General features: G+C 53.2%; 13 protein-coding genes. 3 read left to right on the forward strand and 10 right to left on the reverse strand.

Features of this window, described 5'->3' with window-relative positions; all coding sequences use genetic code 11:
- Positions 1-9 precede the first annotated feature (9 nt).
- The 3 genes from Q0R57_RS08295 to lpxA all read left to right on the forward strand — a co-directional run bounded on the left by Q0R57_RS08295 (position 10) and on the right by lpxA (position 5,509).
- A complete protein-coding gene (locus tag Q0R57_RS08295; RefSeq protein ID WP_294745902.1) occupies positions 10-3,264 on the forward strand; it encodes an efflux RND transporter permease subunit in 3,255 nt (1,084 codons plus the stop codon).
- A gap of 4 nt (positions 3,265-3,268) precedes the next feature.
- The gene (locus tag Q0R57_RS08300; RefSeq protein WP_294745904.1) at positions 3,269-4,654 is read left to right on the forward strand and encodes an efflux transporter outer membrane subunit; all 1,386 of its coding nucleotides are present in this window, start codon (positions 3,269-3,271) and stop codon (positions 4,652-4,654) included.
- Between the two features lie 75 nt (positions 4,655-4,729).
- On the forward strand, positions 4,730-5,509 hold the full coding sequence (gene lpxA / locus Q0R57_RS08305) for an acyl-ACP--UDP-N-acetylglucosamine O-acyltransferase (protein ID WP_294745907.1): 780 nt from the start codon (positions 4,730-4,732) through the stop codon (positions 5,507-5,509).
- A 4-nt stretch (positions 5,510-5,513) separates the two neighbouring features.
- On the opposite strand, the gene Q0R57_RS08310 is transcribed toward lpxA, so the two are convergent.
- The 10 genes from Q0R57_RS08310 to Q0R57_RS08355 form a co-directional block, all read right to left on the reverse strand.
- The gene (locus Q0R57_RS08310; protein WP_294745908.1) at positions 5,514-5,891 is read right to left on the reverse strand and encodes an L-rhamnose mutarotase; all 378 of its coding nucleotides are present in this window, start codon (positions 5,889-5,891) and stop codon (positions 5,514-5,516) included.
- 12 nt (positions 5,892-5,903) lie between these two features.
- A complete protein-coding gene (locus Q0R57_RS08315) occupies positions 5,904-6,929 on the reverse strand; it encodes a zinc-binding alcohol dehydrogenase family protein (RefSeq protein WP_294745910.1) in 1,026 nt (341 codons plus the stop codon).
- The gene (gene fucP / locus Q0R57_RS08320; protein ID WP_294745913.1) at positions 6,926-8,239 is read right to left on the reverse strand and encodes an L-fucose:H+ symporter permease; all 1,314 of its coding nucleotides are present in this window, start codon (positions 8,237-8,239) and stop codon (positions 6,926-6,928) included. The genes Q0R57_RS08315 and fucP overlap by 4 nt, the downstream gene beginning before the upstream one ends.
- A gap of 2 nt (positions 8,240-8,241) precedes the next feature.
- Positions 8,242-9,126, reverse strand: coding sequence for an amidohydrolase family protein (locus Q0R57_RS08325; RefSeq protein WP_294745917.1), 885 nt, complete (start codon positions 9,124-9,126; stop codon positions 8,242-8,244).
- A 2-nt stretch (positions 9,127-9,128) separates the two neighbouring features.
- Positions 9,129-10,742 carry an alpha-L-fucosidase gene (locus Q0R57_RS08330; protein WP_294745919.1) on the reverse strand — a complete coding sequence of 538 codons (1,614 nt, stop codon included), beginning with the start codon at positions 10,740-10,742 and terminating at the stop codon, positions 9,129-9,131.
- Positions 10,743-10,774: 32 nt separating this feature from the next.
- Positions 10,775-11,746 carry an aldo/keto reductase gene (locus Q0R57_RS08335; protein ID WP_294745921.1) on the reverse strand — a complete coding sequence of 324 codons (972 nt, stop codon included), beginning with the start codon at positions 11,744-11,746 and terminating at the stop codon, positions 10,775-10,777.
- A gap of 211 nt (positions 11,747-11,957) precedes the next feature.
- Entirely contained in the window at positions 11,958-13,418 is a 1,461-nt protein-coding gene (locus Q0R57_RS08340) for a family 43 glycosylhydrolase (RefSeq protein ID WP_294745924.1), read from the reverse strand.
- Between the two features lie 2 nt (positions 13,419-13,420).
- Positions 13,421-15,532: a family 43 glycosylhydrolase gene (locus Q0R57_RS08345; protein ID WP_294745927.1), complete on the reverse strand. Its 2,112-nt coding sequence runs from the start codon at positions 15,530-15,532 to the stop codon at positions 13,421-13,423.
- A gap of 39 nt (positions 15,533-15,571) precedes the next feature.
- Complete coding sequence (locus Q0R57_RS08350; protein WP_294745930.1) at positions 15,572-17,386, reverse strand: alpha-glucuronidase; 1,815 nt, start codon at positions 17,384-17,386, stop codon at positions 15,572-15,574.
- The gene (locus tag Q0R57_RS08355) at positions 17,355-18,386 is read right to left on the reverse strand and encodes a family 43 glycosylhydrolase (RefSeq protein ID WP_294745931.1); all 1,032 of its coding nucleotides are present in this window, start codon (positions 18,384-18,386) and stop codon (positions 17,355-17,357) included. Before Q0R57_RS08355 ends, Q0R57_RS08350 begins: the two co-directional genes overlap by 32 nt.
- Positions 18,387-18,407: the final 21 nt, after the last annotated feature.

An 18,407-nucleotide genomic window follows, 5' to 3' on the forward strand; every position in this document is an offset into this window, starting at 1 on the left:
AGGTAAAATATGACTTTTACGAATTTTATCAAGCGCCCAGTGCTGTCGACGGTGATCTCTATCCTCATCGTCATCCTGGGTGTCATCGGACTGTTCAGCCTGCCTATTGAGCAGTATCCCGATATAGCACCGCCTACTGTTGTGGTGTGGACCAGCTATCCTGGTGCCGATGCCGAGACGGTGAAGAACTCGGTCATCACGCCGCTGGAAGAGAGTATCAACGGTGTGGAAGGCATGGACTATATCTCGTCAACGGCAGGTGCCGGCTCGGCTCAGATCAGTATCCTGTTCCGTCAGGGCATGAATGCCGATATGTGTGCTGTGAACGTTCAGAACCGTGTGCAGCAGGCACTGGCTTTGCTGCCTGCCGAGGTAACACGTATCGGTGTGACGGTGATGAAGCGTCAGACCTCACAGGTGCTGATGTTCACTCTGACCTCTGACGGCCGCTACGATGATGAGTTCCTGACAAACTACAACAACATCAATATCATCCCTGCCATCAAGCGTATTCAGGGTGTGGGTGATGTGCAGAGCCCTGGTTTGAAAACCTATGCCATGCGTATCTGGCTCAAGCCTGATGTGATGAAGCAGTACAACCTGATGCCTTCAGACATCAGCGCTGTGCTGGCCGAGCAGAATATCGAGGCTGCTCCTGGTAACTTTGGTGAGCAGAGTGATGTGGCTTATGAGTATGCCATGCGCTATACCGGTCGTCTGAAGTCAGCTGAGGAGTTTGGCAATATCATCATCAGCAGCAATGCTGACGGTCAGACCCTCAAGCTGAAGGATGTTGCAGACATCGAACTGGGCGGACAGCAGTACACCGTGTCGATGAAGAACAACAACTTGCCCTCTGTGCTGGGTATGGTGCAGCAGATTGCGGGTTCTAACGCCAACGAGATTGCCAAGCAGGTGAAAGCCGAACTGAAAGAGCAGGCAAAGTTGTTCCCCCCGGGCATGACCTATAAAATTAACTACGACGTTACCGAGTTCCTGTATGCCTCTATCGAGGAGGTTATCTTCACGCTGTTCTTCACCTTGATTCTGGTGTTCATCGTGATCTACGTATTCCTGCAGGACTGGCGTTCTACGCTTATCCCGTTGATTGCCGTGCCGGTGTCACTTATCGGTACGTTCTTCTTCCTCAGCGTGATGGGCTTCTCCATCAACCTGCTGACGCTATCGGCATTGCTGCTGGCCATCGCCATTGTGGTGGACGATGCCATCGTGGTGGTGGAGGCCGTACATGCGAAGTTGGACCAGGGCTATAAGAGCGCATTGACAGCCTCTATCGATGCCATGAATGAGATCTCGGGTGCTATCATCTCCATCACACTCGTGATGGCTTCGGTGTTCATCCCCGTGTCGTTCATCGGTGGCACCAGCGGTACGTTCTACCGTGAGTTCGGTGTGACGATGGCTGTCTCTATCTTTATCTCGGCACTGAACGCCTTGACGCTGTCTCCTGCCCTTTGTGCCATCTTCCTGAAGCCGCATCATAAGGACGGTGAGAAGCCGCTGAGTCGTATAGACCGTATGCACTTGGCTTTCAACACCTCTTATAATAAGATACTGGGAAAGTACAAGAACAGTATTGAGAAGACTGTTCGTAAGCCTCTGGTAATCCTGTTGGCAGTGATTATTGGTATCTCGGCTTTGGTAGGTACGATGCTTACCACCAAGACTGGTCTGGTGCCCAGCGAGGATACCGGAACCATCTTCTGTACCATCTCGATGCCGCCTGCCACCTCTGTGGCCCGCACCCGTCAGATTATCAATCAGGTGGACTCTATTCTGGCTGCCGACCCCGCAATACAGAGCCGTGAGCAGATTCAGGGTTATAACTTCATTGCAGGTTCGGGCTCTGACCAGGCTACCTTCATCATCAAGCTGAAGCCCTTCTCAGAGCGTCAGAAAGGATTCTGGTGGAAGCTCTCCGGTCTGTGGGAAGGCGATGGTATCTATCGCTTCCTCATCAACCCACTGGATGCCAACATGGTGATTGCACAGATCTTTATCAAGACGGCTCACATCAAGGATGCCTCTATCCTGGCCTTCTCGCCCCCAATGATTCCTGGTTTCTCTGCCAGCAGCGGTATCTCGCTGGTGATGCAGGACCGTACTGGTGGTGACCTGAACCGTTTCTTCGGTATTGTGACGGACTATATCGCAGAACTGAACAAACGTCCTGAGATTCAGATGGCACAGACCTCCTACAACCCGTCATATCCGCAGTATATGATTCATGTCGATGTGCCTAAGTGTAAGCAGGTAGGTGTTTCTCCTTCTACGATACTTAGCACCCTGCAGGGTTATTATGGTGGCTTGTATGCCTCTAACTTCAATGCCTACGGAAAACTGTTCCGTGTGATGATTCAGGGTTCGCCTGATACACGTATGACTGAGGAGTCGCTCAACAGCATCTTCGTACGTACGCCGGCTGGCATGTCGCCAGTGAAGGAGTTCTGCCACTTGGAGCGTGTCTATGGTCCTTCGAACATCAACCGCTTCAACCTGTTCACATCTATTAATGTGACGGCTACGGTGGCCGATGGCTACTCGTCTGGTGAGGCTATTGCAGCTTGTCAGGAAGTGGCTTCTGCCATACTGCCCACAGGTTATACCTACGACTATCAAGGTCTGACACGTGAGGAGGCCAAGGCCAGCAACACCACATGGATTATCTTCCTGTTGTGTTTCATCTTCATCTATCTGATTCTGTCGGCACAGTATGAGTCGTACATTCTGCCGTTGTGTGTGGTACTCTCAGTACCCTTCGGATTGGCAGGCTGCTTCGGATTCACGGCATTGTTCGGACACTCGAACGATATCTACATGCAGATCTCGCTCATCATGCTGATTGGTCTGTTGGCCAAGAACGCCATCCTGATTGTACAGTTCGCACTGGAGCGCCGCCAGACAGGTATGGCAGTCTCATGGTCGGCTGTGTTGGGTGCCGCAGCTCGTCTGCGTCCTATCCTCATGACGTCACTGGCCATGGTTGTAGGTCTGCTGCCAATGATGTTTGCCTCTGGTGTTGGTAAGAATGGTAACCAGACGCTGGGTGCCGCTGCCGTTGGTGGTATGTTGATTGGTACGCTGTGCCAGATCTTCGTAGTGCCTGCTCTGTTTGTCATGTTCCAGAGTCTGCAGGAGAAGTTCCGTCCTATGAAGTTCGAGGGCGACGAGGAGAATCCTGATGTGACTACAGAGTTGCAGCAATATGCAAAGCGTCCCGTAGAATATGAATTGGAAAAATAAGGATATGAAGAAGATTATGACTATAGCCGTATGCTCGCTGATGTTGGCGAGCTGCGGCCTCTACAACAAATACGAGCGTCCTGATGTGAACACTCAGGGACTGGTGCGCGACATCCAGAACGATGGCGACACCCTGGCTGTGAACACTGACGAGAACTTCGGTAACCTGCCTTGGCGCGAGGTGTTCACAGACCCCCAGCTGCAGGCACTTATCGAGCAGGCTCTTGAAAACAATGTCGACCTGCGTAATGCTGCCCTCAACGTGAAGATGATGGAGACGGCACTGACTTGTGCTAAGCTGGCTTTCCTGCCCTCTGTGGCTTTTGCCCCTCAGGGTACTATCAGTCAGGTGCAGATGGATGGAGCCTCTGTATCACGTACCTATCAGTTGCCCATCGCTGCCACATGGAACGTTGACCTCTTTGGCAACCTGCTCTCGCAGAAGCGCTCTGCACAGATGAAGCTGCTGGCCACCAAGGATTATCAGGTGGTGGTGCAGACCAATATCATCTGTGGCGTGGCAAACCTCTATTACACGCTGATGATGCTCGACGAGCAACTGGCTATCGTTACCGATATGGAGCAGCTGACCAAGGAGACATGGGAGATGATGCAGTTGCAGATGCAGCTGGGTCGTGCCCGTTCTACCAGTGTGCAGACGGCTGAGGCTAACTATTACAGCGTGCAAGCCAAGAAGGCTGATTTGAAGCGTCAGATTCGCGAGATGGAGAACTCTATGTCGCTGCTGCTCAACGAGCCTGGTCATCAGATTGCTCGTGGCCAGTTCTACAACCAGAACCTGCCCACGGAGTTCTCTACTGGCGTAGGCATCCAGCTGCTCTCGAACCGTGCTGATGTACATGCTGCTGAGATGGCGCTGGCTCAGTGCTACTATAACACAGAGACCGCCCGTTCGCAGTTCTATCCGAATGTTAAGATTACTGGTACTGCTACGTTTACCAACTCGCTTGGCGGTTCTATTGTCAACCCTGGCAAGTGGATCCTCTCGGCAGTAGGCTCGCTCACACAGCCCATCTTCCAGCATGGTCAGATTGTGGCTGGCCTGAAGGTGGCTAAGGCTCAGCAGGAGCAGGCTCTCAACACCTTCCAGAACACCATTCTGAAGGCTGGCAATGAGGTGAGCAACGCCCTTCTGGCTTACAACACTTGCGATGAGAAGAGCAAGCTCGACGAGAAGCAGGTGGATATCTACAAGCAGACCGTCGAGGATACCAAGCTGCTCTACACCTCGAAAGGCTCTACCTATTTGGAGGTGATCCAGGCTCAGAATGGTTTACTTAATGCACGCATCTCAAAGGTCACCGATGACTTCAATAAGATGCAGGCCGTGGTGAACCTCTATCAAGCCTTGGGTGGCGGCTCTAAATAATTAGGAGTTAAGCGCTCGGCTATGCCGCTTTTACAAAGGCGGAACGCCGACTAAAAGAATTAAGAGTTAAGAATTATGGCAAGCGAAATTAGTCCAAAGGCCGAAATCAGCCCCAAGGCGAAAATCGGCGACAACTGTAAGATATTCCCCTTCGTGTATATCGAGGACGACGTGGTAATTGGTGACAACTGCATCATCTTCCCCTTCGTCAGTATATTAAGTGGTACGCGTATGGGCAGTAATAATAAGGTGCACCAAGGCGCTGTCCTTGGTGCGCTGCCACAGGACTTTGACTTCCGTGGTGAGAAGTCGGAGTGCATCATTGGCAACAATAACATCATCCGCGAGAATGTGGTCATCAACCGTGCCACCCATACTGGTGGACAGACCATGATTGGCGATGAGAACGTGCTGATGGAGGGCGCCCATATCTCTCACGACACGAAGGTGGGCAACCGCTGCGTGTTTGGCTATGGTACCAAGATTGCTGGCGACTGCGAGATTCACGATGGTGTCATCTTCTCGTCGTCAGTCATCGAGAATGCCAAGACCCGTGTGGGCCGTGGCGCCATGATTCAGGCAGGTACTACCTTCTCAAAGGATGTACCTCCCTTTATCATATGCACCAAAAAGGCAGAATATGGCGGTGTGAACTTCACCATGGCACGTGCCAATGGCATTGACGAGAAAGTGCTGAAGCATATCGCCAACGCCTATCGTCTGGTGTTCCACGGAAAGTCATCGCTCTTCGATGATATCATCCAGATTGAAGAGCAGGTGCCTGATAGTCCTGAGGTACGGAGTATTCTTGAATTCCTCCGCGCCACACAACTGGGCATCATCGCAAAGATTTAGTGAATTATTTATACAGGTGGAAGATGCGCTCCATGGGCCGCCATTTCTCATCGCTGCGGGCCTCGGAGCTGCATCCCTGGAACTTCGACACGAAAGCTTCCCATTCCGCCTGTCGTGGCAGGGTAGCTAGTCGGTTCATAGCCGCTTGCCAGTCAAGGTCGGCAGGCGCATCGACAATCATCGTCAGGTGATTACCTAGGAGGTAGATCTCCATTTCCAGGATACCTACCTCGCGGATACCGTCACGAATCTCCTTCCAGTGGTACTCTTCCGAGTGCCACTTTTTGTATTGCGTCAAAAGTTCTGGGTCGTCGCTAATCGCCAGATACTGCACATATCTCTTGATCTTTCCTTCAGATATGGTTTGAATATATCCCTCCATAAACGTCAAACCTTAATCCTCGAAATTCACAAGAATACGGAATACCTTACCAGGGTTCTCACTCCACCAGCGCATGGTGTTGAAAGCCTCTTCGGGCTTGATGACTTTCGTAATCAGCGTATCGATGGGACAGTCGTTGGTCTCAAGATAGTGAATCACGGCACGGAAATCAGAGGGCAGGGCATTGCGTGAGCCGCGGATATCGAGCTCCTTCTGTACGAAGTATTTCGTCTGCAGCGATACTTCGCTCTTGGCATAGCCAATGCAGGCCACACGACCCGTGAAGGCCACCTCGTTGATGGCCATCTGATAGGTGGGTACGCTGCCCACGGCCTCGATAACCACATCAGGCCCACAGCCGTTGGTCAACTCCTGCAGACGCTGGTGGGCATCCTCCGTCTTGGTGTTAATGGCATAGGCGGCTCCCATCTTCTTGGCCAGTGCCAGCTTCTCGTCGTCGATGTCGGCAGCGATGACGGTGGCACCACGCAGGGCAGAGCGTACGATAGCACCCATGCCCACCATGCCGCAGCCAATCACCATCACCACATCTATGTCTGTCACCTCAGCACGACTCACAGCGTGGAAGCCCACACTCATTGGCTCTACCAGTGCGCAGACCTTCGGCGCCAGACTGCCCGCTGGAATCACCTTCTCCCAAGGCAGGGTGATATACTCCATCATGGCACCATTGCGCTGAACGCCCAGCGTCTCGTTGTGCTGACAGGCGTTTACGCGACGGTTACGGCACGAAGGACAGTTGCCGCAGTTAGTGTAGGGGTTGCAGGTCACCACCATACCTTTCTTCAGATTCTCGGGCACGCCTGCACCTACGGCTTCAATTACGGCACCTACCTCATGACCAGGAATCACGGGGTTCAGCGCCATCGTGTTTCTTCCCATGAAGGTGTTGATGTCAGAGCCGCAGAAACCAACGTAGCTCAGTTTTAAGAGTACCTCGCCCTGACCAGGGGTCTGAGGCTTTTCTATATCAATAATGTTCAGTTCTTGTGTGTGTGTAATCTGAATAGCTTTCATTTCTTTATTGATTTTAATTGCATGTATGAACGATAACCATAGATGATGATGATGATGAAGCACACCAACGGCAGTATGAACGACATGTTCACTGCTGGCATTCCAAAGATGGTGCCCTGGTCAATCATCAGACCCTGCAACGGCGGCATGAGTGCTCCACCAACGATGGCCATAACCAGGAAAGCGGCTCCCAGATGGGTGTCTTTCGAGTCAACGTTCTCCAGGGCGATGCCATAGATAGAGGGGAACATGATTGACATGAAGAGGCTGATGGCCACAAGACTGTATAATCCCCAAATGCCTTCTATGCAGATGGCACCCATCGTACAGATGGATGCTCCCACACCAAAGATGGTGAGCAGGCGTCGAGAGTTGACATAGCGCATGATAAACGTGCCAATGAAACGTCCGCTGAGGTTGAGTGACATCGCCACAATATTATATATCTGAGCCGTAGCCTTATTGATGCCCAGATGGTCGGCATACTGTATGATGAAGGTCCATACCATAATCTGTGCAGCTACATAGCAAACCTGTGCAAAGACACCCTCACGGTAGATAGTGTTATGCCAAAGGTTCGACAGCGTTACCTTAACGGTGTGCGTCTCTCCTGCAGCCTTCTGTTCCTCGCTCTCGGTCTTAGGCATCTTGGTCAGGGCGATAATCACCAGTACTGCCACCACCACCAATCCTATGGCAACGTAAGGATTGCGGATGACGGCGAGGTCGTGAAGACGGATGCCTGCTTTCTCAGCCTCCGACAGCATGGGGAAGATAATCTTTCCTGCTGCGTCGCGCTCGTCAGACAACAGATGAGGCAGTACGATGAATGAAGCCACAGCCATGCCGCTCAGTGAGCCAACAGGGTTGAAGGCCTGAGCAAGGTTCAGTCGGCGTGTAGAGGTCTCCTTGTTACCCAGCGAGAGAATAAAGGGGTTGGCCGTCGTCTCAAGAAAAGCGAGACCAAACGTAAGGATATAAAGCGACAGGCAGAAGAACGAGAACTCCTGCCACTCGGCTGCTGGTATAAACAGGAAGGCGCCAATGGCATAGAGCGCTAATCCCAGGAGGATACCGCTTTTATAGGAATACCTGCGTATGAACAGGGCGGCAGGGATAGCCATTGTGGCATAGCCGCCATAGAATGCAAACTGAATCAGCGAGGCCTTGGCAGCAGACAGTTCCATGACAGTCTGGAATGCAGCCACCATCGGGTTCGTGATGTCGTTGGCAAAGCCCCAGAGGGCAAACAACGACGTGATAAGGATAAACGTAAACAAGTATTTCCTTGGAACTAATGGCTTTTTCATATCTATTCTGACATATTTTTAATGTAAGGTAATTCAGGAAGGTTCTTGAAACCATAAAAGCGCTGAGCATTCTGACCTAAGAAGGCGCCCTTCTCTGCATCGCTCAGCTCTGAGCTTTTCTCTACGAAGTCATAAGACATACGGTAGGTGATGGCGGTGATGGTACGAGGATAGTCCGAACCCCACATCAGTCGCTCCATACCTACCCAGTCGGCAGCCTCAAGGATGCGGCGAACGGCAGTGGGGTAGGGATAGAACTCAGGGTTGTAGAGCCAAGTGATGCCACCACTCTCAATCATCACGTTGTCACCCTGACGAGCCAGCATCACCTGACTCTTGAACGAGGGCGTGGTAGGCATGCCGAAATGGCCGATGGCCACCTTCAGCTTTGGACACTCCTGTATCACCTCGGCCATTTGGGCTATCTGAGCCTCGTCGTCGCCTAAGCACATTGACAGTATCATACCTTTCTCCTCCATGAATTTGAATACTGGCATCAGCGTCTGCAACGGTTCGTGCATGCGGTGGCCTGGAAAGGCGATGCCCTTCAGTCCTGCCTCATATACGGCTTTTGCCTCGTCGAGGTTCCACGCCATGCCCATACAGAAGAATCGGTCTGGGTATTGCTGCTGTACCTGGGTGAGGTATTCGTTCTGGTTGCCATCGATGACTTCCTGCACCACAACGGCAGCACCCACCTGGGCATAGTTCATGTTTGAAAGGAACACCTCGGCAGAGTTCACGCTGTCAATCATAAACGGTGGCACCATCTGCACTTCCTCATCCATGAAGATGCTGCGTCCGTTCTTGAGCGACAGGATGCGCTTACCATCGACGGTGGTGTCCTGTTTCAGCCAGAGGTGGCTGTGTGCGTCAATCCTAATCATCGTTATTTGGCTATTCGTAATACGGGAGCAATCTGATTGCAAGGCTTCGGCAGCTGCACCTCCAATCCCTCTGCGGTCTGGCGTGTCTTAATCTTACCATAACCTAAGAGGTGCACGCTGCTGATGCCCTTCTGAAAATCTTTATTGCCTTTGGCCAGCGACTTGATGACGAGTCGTCCGTCCTCAGGCCAGCCCATAGCTGTTACATATAAGTATTTCTTTGTCTGATTGAAACGGATGTCGCGATAGTCCATGCCGTTATATTGTCCTTCGTTGAAGCCCTGAGCATTGATCTTGATGTCTTTCTCGGCCACAGGACCCTCGCCAAACTTCACCCAGGGACGGGTGCCGAAGATGCTCTCGCCATTCTGCGTCATCCAGGCTTCCAACTCGTCGAGGAAGGCAGAGGCTTTCTCATCGTAGGTGCCGTCAGCACGCAAGGGGATGTTCAGCAGCAGACATCCGTTCTTAGAAACGATGTCCACCAGCTGCTTCACGATATTGGTGGCTGTGCGATAGCCACGCTGGTAGGTGCCAGTGTTATAGTGCCAGTCGCCAATGCAGTTACATGTCTGCCAAGGCTCCTCCACCATCTGGTTAGGAGCTCCACGCTCCACGTCCCATGTCAGCGCCTTCTTCTGGTCGTCATTCAGAATCTTGCCAAACACCACGCCACGTGGGTTCTTATTATAAAGATGTGTGGCAATCTTCAGTCCGCAGTCGCTCAAGGGATAGAACGGCAACACGGTGACGTCGAAGTAAATCAAATCGGGGTTATAGCGATTGATGGCGTCGATGGTGCGATCAAAGAAGTTGGTGACAAACTCCTGAGACGGCGGACAGGCGCCGTTGTCCCATCCCCATTGGCTGTGGATGGCACCGTTGTCCCACGAGCCCTTGCTCATGGGGTGGTTCTGCTGATACAGCATCTGTGGGTCCAGTCCTTCCCACCATTTGCCCTTACCGTCTTCCTTGGTCAGGTTGCCGTCATAGTAGATGCCTGCCTTGTCGCCCTTTAGGTCGTAGCGCTGCGAGGGCTCGAACCAGGTCCATGCATGATCGGCATGGAACGAGATACCCAGTGGCAGTCCCACCTTCTTTGCGGCCTTGGACCATTCGTCCAGGATATCGCGCTTGGGGCCAATGTTCTTCGAGTTCCAAGGCTGGTATTTTGAATCCCATAGGTCGTAGTTGTCATGATGGTTGCCCAACACGAAGAAATATTGTGCACCACAACGCTTGTAGCGTTCAACCAATGCCTCAGGGTCCCACTTCTCAGCCTTGAAAAGTGGCAGGATGTCTTTATAGCCAAACTCCGAGGGGTGGCCGTAGTGCTCACGGTGGTAGTTATACTGTCCACCTCCCTCGAGATACAGTCCGCGAGCCATCCAGTCGCCTGAGCCCTCTACACACTGGGCACCCCAGTGGGCCCAGATGCCGAACTTGGCATCACGAAACCATTCAGGCGTCTCGTGGGTCTCCAGTGACTCCCATGTGGGTTCGTACTGTCCCGTCTGCATCTGCTCGTGAATCTCCTGAACGGGAATCCTGTATTGCTGTGCTCCTGCCGTCATGACGAAGAGCAGCAGACCTGCCATCATCGATAGTCTCTTCATGCGTCCTCTTAACTTCTTTAACTTCCAAACTCCTACGAATTTGCCCATGTCACACGCTCCTGGTCGCCAATAATCTCCTTCACCTCGCATACCAGGTTCCAGTCGGGCTCTTCGTTGGCCCACTCAATGTTACGACGCACATTGGCAGGATTGGCTGAAGAGAACAGGGTTGAAGCAATACGGGGGAAACTTACGGAATACTGCACAGCCAACTTCTCAATGGGGTAGCCTTTGGCCTTGCAGTGCTCGGCAGCCTTCTGACAGGCAGCCACCAACTCTTTAGGAGCTGGATGCCAGGCTGGTACGCCACGCTCTGACAGCAAGCCCATGCTCAGCGGTGAGGCGTTGATCACACCCACACCTTTCTGCTCGAAGAAGCCCACATAGTCAGCCAGCGCATCATCGTTCAGGGTGAAATGACAGAAGTTCAGGATGCTTTCCAGCTTCCACTTCCCGTTTTCCTTCTGCATCTTCTCCTCGAACTTCTCCACCACCCATTTCAGGTTCTGCAACTGCAGGTCGGTGATGCCCACATGGCTCACCAGTCCCTTGTCCTTCAACTCGAACAGGGCAGGAAGTGTTTCGTCCACCACCTTCTGTAGTCCACCTGGCAGAGCGGCCTGGAATTCTATATCGTGTACATTAATCAAGTCAATATGGTCGATGCCTAAACGCTCCATGCTCTCATAAACGCTGTCCGTCACCCGCTTGGCTGAGTAGTCCCAGGTGTTTACGCCGTCCTTACCATAGCGGCCCACCTTCGTACTCAGATAATATTTATCGCGGGGGATATTTCTCAGCGCCTTGCCCAGCACCGTCTCTGCCTTATAGTGTCCGTAGTAGGGACTCACGTCGATGAAGTTGATGCCTCCCTCGATGGCGGCCTCCACGGCCTCGAAGCTATCCTTTTCGTTCGTCTCATGAAACACGCTTCCCAGCGACGATGCACCAAAGCTCAGGTGCGAAATCATCATGCCCGTATGGCCTAATTCTCTGTATTGCATTTCCTTTGTTTTTGTTGTGTAATATTTCGGGGGCAAAGGTACAAATAATCTTTTATCTCTCGTGTCACCATATTGACATATAATAGGACTAAATTGACATTCTTGCTAAATCAGCAAAATGGTTACTCCCTTCATGTATGGATATAAGAAGCGGACGAAAGTGCAATGAAGCAACTTTCGCCCGCTTGGTATTTAGGTTCGTTTGCTAGTCTTACCAGTCCTTACGGAAGTTCCACTTCGAGTTATCGCTGTTGAAGTCGTACTCGGCAAGAGTGGGGGTAGAGTCACCTGCGGAGTAGAGGCAGTACTTCTTGTTCTTGCCCTCCTGTCCAGGGATGACGTAAGGCATCACACGGAAGGTGCCGTCTGTGAGCTGCTCAATACGCCAGAGCTGCTCGTCGAGGTTGGTAAACTCCTTGGTGGTGAGCTCCAGGTCGGCCGTAGCGGTTAGAGCGCGGTTGGTACCTTCAATCTTGATGGTGTAGAGCGGTCCGGCGATGGTGCCTTTGTCTGTGGGCTGCAGCTGCCATTTCTGCCAGGGGCGGAACATATAGTCGCTGCAACGCACGTCGATGTCGCCAGCAGGCCATTTGCTCTGTACCTGCTCCAGCGTCTGCTCAGCCACGGGCTGGGGAGGAGCGGCGTTAGCCTGCTGTCCACCACCGAAGCCACCAAAGCCACCAGCACGAGCCACATTCATGCGGACGAAGTCGACAGCCAGCTCCAGAGAGTAGCCGCGGCGCTCGCTCAGGATGCAGTAGGTTCCTGCCTTTAGCTGGTCGCCAGCATAGGGCCAGTCATTCTTCCACAGCAGGGGACGGATGGCCAGTGTGGAGCGTCCACCCTGGTCGAAGTCGGCCTCCCAGTGGAACGACATAATCTCAACACCCTCGTCGAGGATGGTACGTCCGAAGTGACCTGCGCCAGTCTTGCGGTCGCCAGCAGCGATGACCATGCGGCCACCACCGTGGAACATATCACGACCTACATTGTCGATATACGGGCCTTCAACGCTCTTAGAGCGGCCCACTACAATATTATAGGTAGAGTTCACACCGTCGCAGCAGGTGCCGTGGGTGCCCAGCAGGTAGTACCAGCCGTTGCGATAGATGAGGTCGGTGGCCTCACAGTCGATGGCGATATCCTTCTCCTTGTTGCCGCTCACACGGTAGCCAGTGTTTGGATCGATCTCGATGAGGCGGATGGTGCCGAAGTAGGTACCGTAGCTGACCCACATACGACCTGTGGTGGGGTCGAGCAGTACACCTGGGTCGATGGCATCCTGATCCTCCATACCGTCGCTAGAGCAGACCTCGACAGCGGTAGACCACTTGAAGTCAGGACTCTTGGGGTCGAGGGTCTTGTTCCACATGGTGAGGATACGGCCACTGTGACCGCCTCCGAGGCCACCACCAGTGGCTCCATAGATGCAGAGGTAACGGTCGCCGACCTTAATCATATCGGGGGCAGCACCGCCACCAGGACGCTCGGCGCCGCTGTGCCAGCTCCAGCCGTCTTCAGAGATGAGGCCGCCGCCACCGGTGCCGAAGGTATAGTACTTGCCATCGCACTCGGCGATGGTCGAGGGGTCGTGGATAAATGGTTGTCCAATTTGGGCGTTAGCGGCTGTGGCAATGGCCAGTGCCGCAAGTAATGTATGTAGGCGTTGCATAATTATTTACTGTTGATGATGGTATAGTTAGTTACAGGGTTACCTTTCTCGTCGAGGAAGCGCACGCAGAAGTCGCTCATGCCAGGGCCGTTGATAATGGCACCACGCAGGATGTTGCGGCCCTTCTTCAGGGTGATGCGGCGCGACATGCAGTCGTCCTTCACCATACGGCGGTCGCCGCTCATCAGCAGCACCTCTTCACCGTTGAGCCACCACATAGAGGCTGAGTTAGAACCTACAGCCAAGCGGATGTTCTCGATATCCTCGGGACAGTCGATGATGGTAACGCCCCAGAAGAGCACGCCATAGACCTTCTCGCCCCATTTCTCAGCGAAACGGAACAGCTTCACGTTGAAGCGGTCGCTATCGAGGGCATGCCAGGTGAGTGTCTGCTTCACGGTCTTCACTTCGGGCTGAGCAGGAGCCTGCTGCATGCCGCGGCCGAAGCCTGCAGGAGCCTGTTCCTGCTGGAACTCAGCCTTCACCTTCTGTCCGTCCTTTGGCACGATGGTCTGCTGGTCCTTGAAGTATGTGCGGTTGAAGTGTTCGCGCAGATAAGAGTCGGTGAACACGGTGTTGCCGCTGTTGGGCTTGTCGATAGGCTCAAGGAGCAGCCAACGACGGATGAAGCCTTCCTCATCAGGCTTGGCAGGAGTGGCTGTAGCAGGTGTGAAGTACTTGGGACGGTTCTTGAACTGTACCCAGTCAACACCCAGGGCACCATCACCTTCGTTGGTGATGACGAGGTCGGTAACACCGCTGGGCTTATAATCCAAGGCTACAGTCTGGGTGAGCCACTGGTTGCGGTTGTCACGACGGAAACGGCTCATCATGCCGCCACCCTGACCACCTGCGGGAGGCTCTGGGGGACGTACTGCCAGCTTGATGCGGGCGATGACCTTACCCTTGGCATTACCCTCACGGACACAGAACTCAGTGTCGTCGCTGGCCTTGACATTGATAATCATATAGCCATCGGTCATATTGCTGAAGTCAACATCGGCATAGCGCATCCAGCTGCCTTTCTTAGGCAGTTCGGCATAGTCGCCGCTGAAAGCACGGGTGGTGTCAACATGAGCGGTGGTCACATCGCTTGAAGCCTCGCTGTAGCGGTCAATCTGAATCTTCTCGGTGGCCTTGTTGATACCTACGCCACGCATGGTCTCCTTCACCTCCTGGATGGTGCCGTCAGCATTGAAGGCCAGCTTCTCGATACATACCGAGCGGCGCTTGTCATCATTTGGCGAGAAGAAATTGGTGTGGTAGAAGATATACCACTGACCCTTGTAGTTCACAATGCTGTGGTGGTTGGTCCAGCAACCATTGGGATGCTCGGCCATGATGAGACCCTTATACTCGTAAGGACCCATTGGATTCTTACTCATGGCATAACCCAGTACCTCGGTGTTCTCACGGACATAAGGATAGGTTAGATAGTACCAGCCGTTAGCCTCGAAAGCGAACGGACCCTCGGCCTGACGGCTAGGCAGACCCTCGAGACAGTTGACGCCAGTCATCTCTATCTCGCGGTTACCAAACTTAACTGTCGACTTGGGGTTGTCCTCGGCCAGCTCCTTCATGTTGGGCTTCAGTTTGGCGCAACGGCCATTGCCCCAGAAGATATAGGCATTGCCGTCAGAGGCCTGAAGCACGCAGGGGTCGATGCCGTTGATACCCTTGATGGGCTCTGGCTCGGGGATGAACGGACCCTCGGGACTGTCGGCAATAGCTACGCCAACTGCGAAGCCGCCACGACCCTCAGCAGGTGCAGAGGGGAAATAGAAATAGTACTTTCCATTACGCTCCACGCAGTCGGGAGCCCACATAGAGTAAGAGTCTTTTCTCACCCAGGGTACTTTGTTCTGGGTGACAATCACGCCATGGTCAGTCCAGTCGGTAAGGTTTTCTGACGAGAAGACATGATAGTCTTCCATGCAGAACCAGTCCTGACGCTGTCCCTGAGGGGGCATGATGTCGTGTGAAGGGTACAGATACACCTTGTTGTTAAACACACGAGCTGTAGGGTCAGCCGAGAACAGGTCTCGGATGACGGGGTTCTGGGCTGTTGCCATCATGGGCAAAGCTAGCAGAACACAGGCTATGGTTTTTTTCATAAACAATTAATTGGGGTTTGTTAGTTATTAATGATGCTTTTATTTCTTGTTAGCGAATTGTCCGAAATACTCCAAACAAACATCGCGCCACAGACGGGCATCCTGTTGCTGAAAAGCCATGAGGTCGGCCACCTCCTGCCAGCGTTGCTCGTCGATATAGGGCTTGACCTGCTGCCATACGGCGGCAAAGTCGTCAACCTCAGCCACTCCGCGGTTATAATGCCATTGCAGCTCCTCCCACAAGGTGCGACCGCTGTTCATGCGGCGTGTCCAGGGTACTCGATGGAACCACAGCAGGAAACGCTCTGGACAGGTATTCACATCATCGTAGAGCGAGCAGTAGGGCTCGGGATACTGTGCAGTGGCGTTCGAACCCGTGTGACTTCTGTCGAAACCGATGCTATCGGCATTGGCACGGTGGTAGTACACAGGACACCACTCAATAGGATAGCTGCGGATAAAGCCGCCAGGCTGGGGACCCATGTGGTGGTCGAACTTGAAGATATGGTGCAGACCCAGTGGCATCATATAGTCCACACAGGCCTCGCGACTGCGGAGCATCACGGATACAAGTTGAGATTTGAGATTTTGAGATTTATTGCTACTCTCATCATCAAAGGTCTGAGCAAGCCACTCTTCTGCAATCTTCTTCGACGACAGCATGGGGTTCCACGCCAGTCGGCCGAAGGCATACCAGTTGGCCTGCGAGAAGTGATGTCCGCACCAGTTGGTGTCGAGGCCAATGTTAGCCACGCCTGCAATGCCCACCAGTTGCTGGGGACTGACATAGGAGAAGAACTCCTTCCACATGGGAGCCAGATAGACCAGGTGCTTGCTCTGGCCCAGATATTCCTGGGTAATCTGCAGCTCAGCCATCTGCGGGGTCTTCTTCATCTGATGGAAGATGGGAGCGTAGGGCTCTCGGGGTTGGAAGTCCAGCGGACCGTTCTTTGACTGCAGGATGACATTGTCGCGGAACTGTCCGTCGAGTTCGGCAAACTCCGAAACGGCCTGCTTCACGCGATCTTCTCCCTTATGCTTGGCACCATAGACAAACGAACGCCACATGACGATGCCGCCATAGGGTTTCAGCGCGTCGGCCAGCATATTGGCGCCGTCGGCATGGGTGCGACCATAGTCGAACGGACCAGGCTGTCCCTCGCTATTGGCCTTGACCAGGAAACCACCAAAGTCGGGGATGACAGCGTAGATCTCCTTCACCTTCTTCTGCCACCACTGTCGAACCTTCGGGTCAAGCGGGTCGGCAGTCGTCAGGTCGCCTAATGCCTTGGGCGAGCCGAAGTTGACGGAGATATAAACCCTGATGCCCCAGGGACGCAGGATGTCGGCCACCTCTTTCACCTTATTAATATATATAGAGGTGAGCATCTTCGGCGAGGCGTTCACATTATTGAGCACCGTGCCGTTGATGCCTATCGAGGCGTTGGCCTCGGCATATTTCTCTATCAGGCTGTGGTCTATCTCCAAGCGGTTGTTCCAGAATATGCTCTTGCCAGCGTAGCCGCGCTCGATGCTACCATCGATATTGTCCCAATGGTTCAGGATGCGCAACTTGTAGTAGGGGTGCGACTCACCCTGCTCGCCACGCAACAGGGCATAGCGGCCATAGAGCAGTCCCATCTCGGTGCGGGCTGTAACAGTACGTCCGCTGATGCGGTAGCCGTCATCATCGGGCATCGTAGGGTCAATCTTCTGCGTGATATCCTTCGGCATCTCGCCGCGCAGCCACAGACGACTGCCGTCCTCTGCCCAGACTACGGTAGTCAGGCAGAGGACCAACAGGGTGATGATTGTTCTTGATTTACTCATTGATAACGGTCTGAATGGTTCCATCTTCGTTGTAGAACAGACGCTGTACCTTCAGAGAACGCAGATGTGTGATGTCGTTAGAAGGCACGCAGTCGTGATACAGCAAATACCACTGACCTTTGAACTCCACAATACAGTGGTGGGTGGTCCAGCCTACGACGGGCTCGAGGATGACTCCCTGATAGGTGAAGGGACCGTAAGGGTTGTCACCAATGGCGTAGCACAGGAAATGGCTGTCGCCAGTAGAGTAGCTGAAGTAGTACTTGCCATTGTACTTATGCATCCAGCTTGCCTCGAAGAAACGATGCGGGTCACTGGCCTTCAGGGGATGTCCGTTTTTGTCGAGGATAACCACGGGACGTGGAGCCTCTGTAAACTGCAGCACGTCGTCGCTCATCTTCACCACATAGCTCGACAGGGCAGGAGCATCGGCAGGTGCCCACAGTTCGGTCTTCTTGTCAGAAGCATGACCAATGTCGACATAGCCGGCAGGAGCGGCCTGGGTGTCGGGCTGCTGGATGGGCTTTACACTCAGAGGTACATGCCACTGAAGCTGTCCGCCCCACAGTCCACCATAGTAGCAGTAGATGGTGCCGTCATCGTCCTTGAACACACAGGGGTCGATGCTGTAAGCGCCGCGGATGGGGTGCTCCTGAGGGATGAACGGACCCTCGGGCTTGTCGGCGATAGCTACGCCGAGGTGGAACTCACCATTATAGTCCTTGGCCGAATATACCAGATAGTACTTGCCGTTCTTCTCAACGACGTCGCTGTCCCACAACTGCTTCTCTACCCAGGCAATCTGATCCTGATCGAGAATCACGCCATGGTCTGTTACAGGACCGTTCTCAATATCGTCGAACGACAGCACGTGGTAGTCGCGCATCTGGAAGTGTCCGCCATCATCGTCAAACACATTGTCGCACTCACGGTCATGTGAAGGGTAGATGTACAACTTGCCGTTAAACACATGGGCCGCAGGGTCGGCCATATAATCACTGGGGAAAAGATACCTAGGTTTCATAATGCTTGTTTTTTTAGTTAT

It is taken from the genome of uncultured Prevotella sp. (assembly GCF_946407605.1).
Lineage (GTDB): Bacteria > Bacteroidota > Bacteroidia > Bacteroidales > Bacteroidaceae > Prevotella.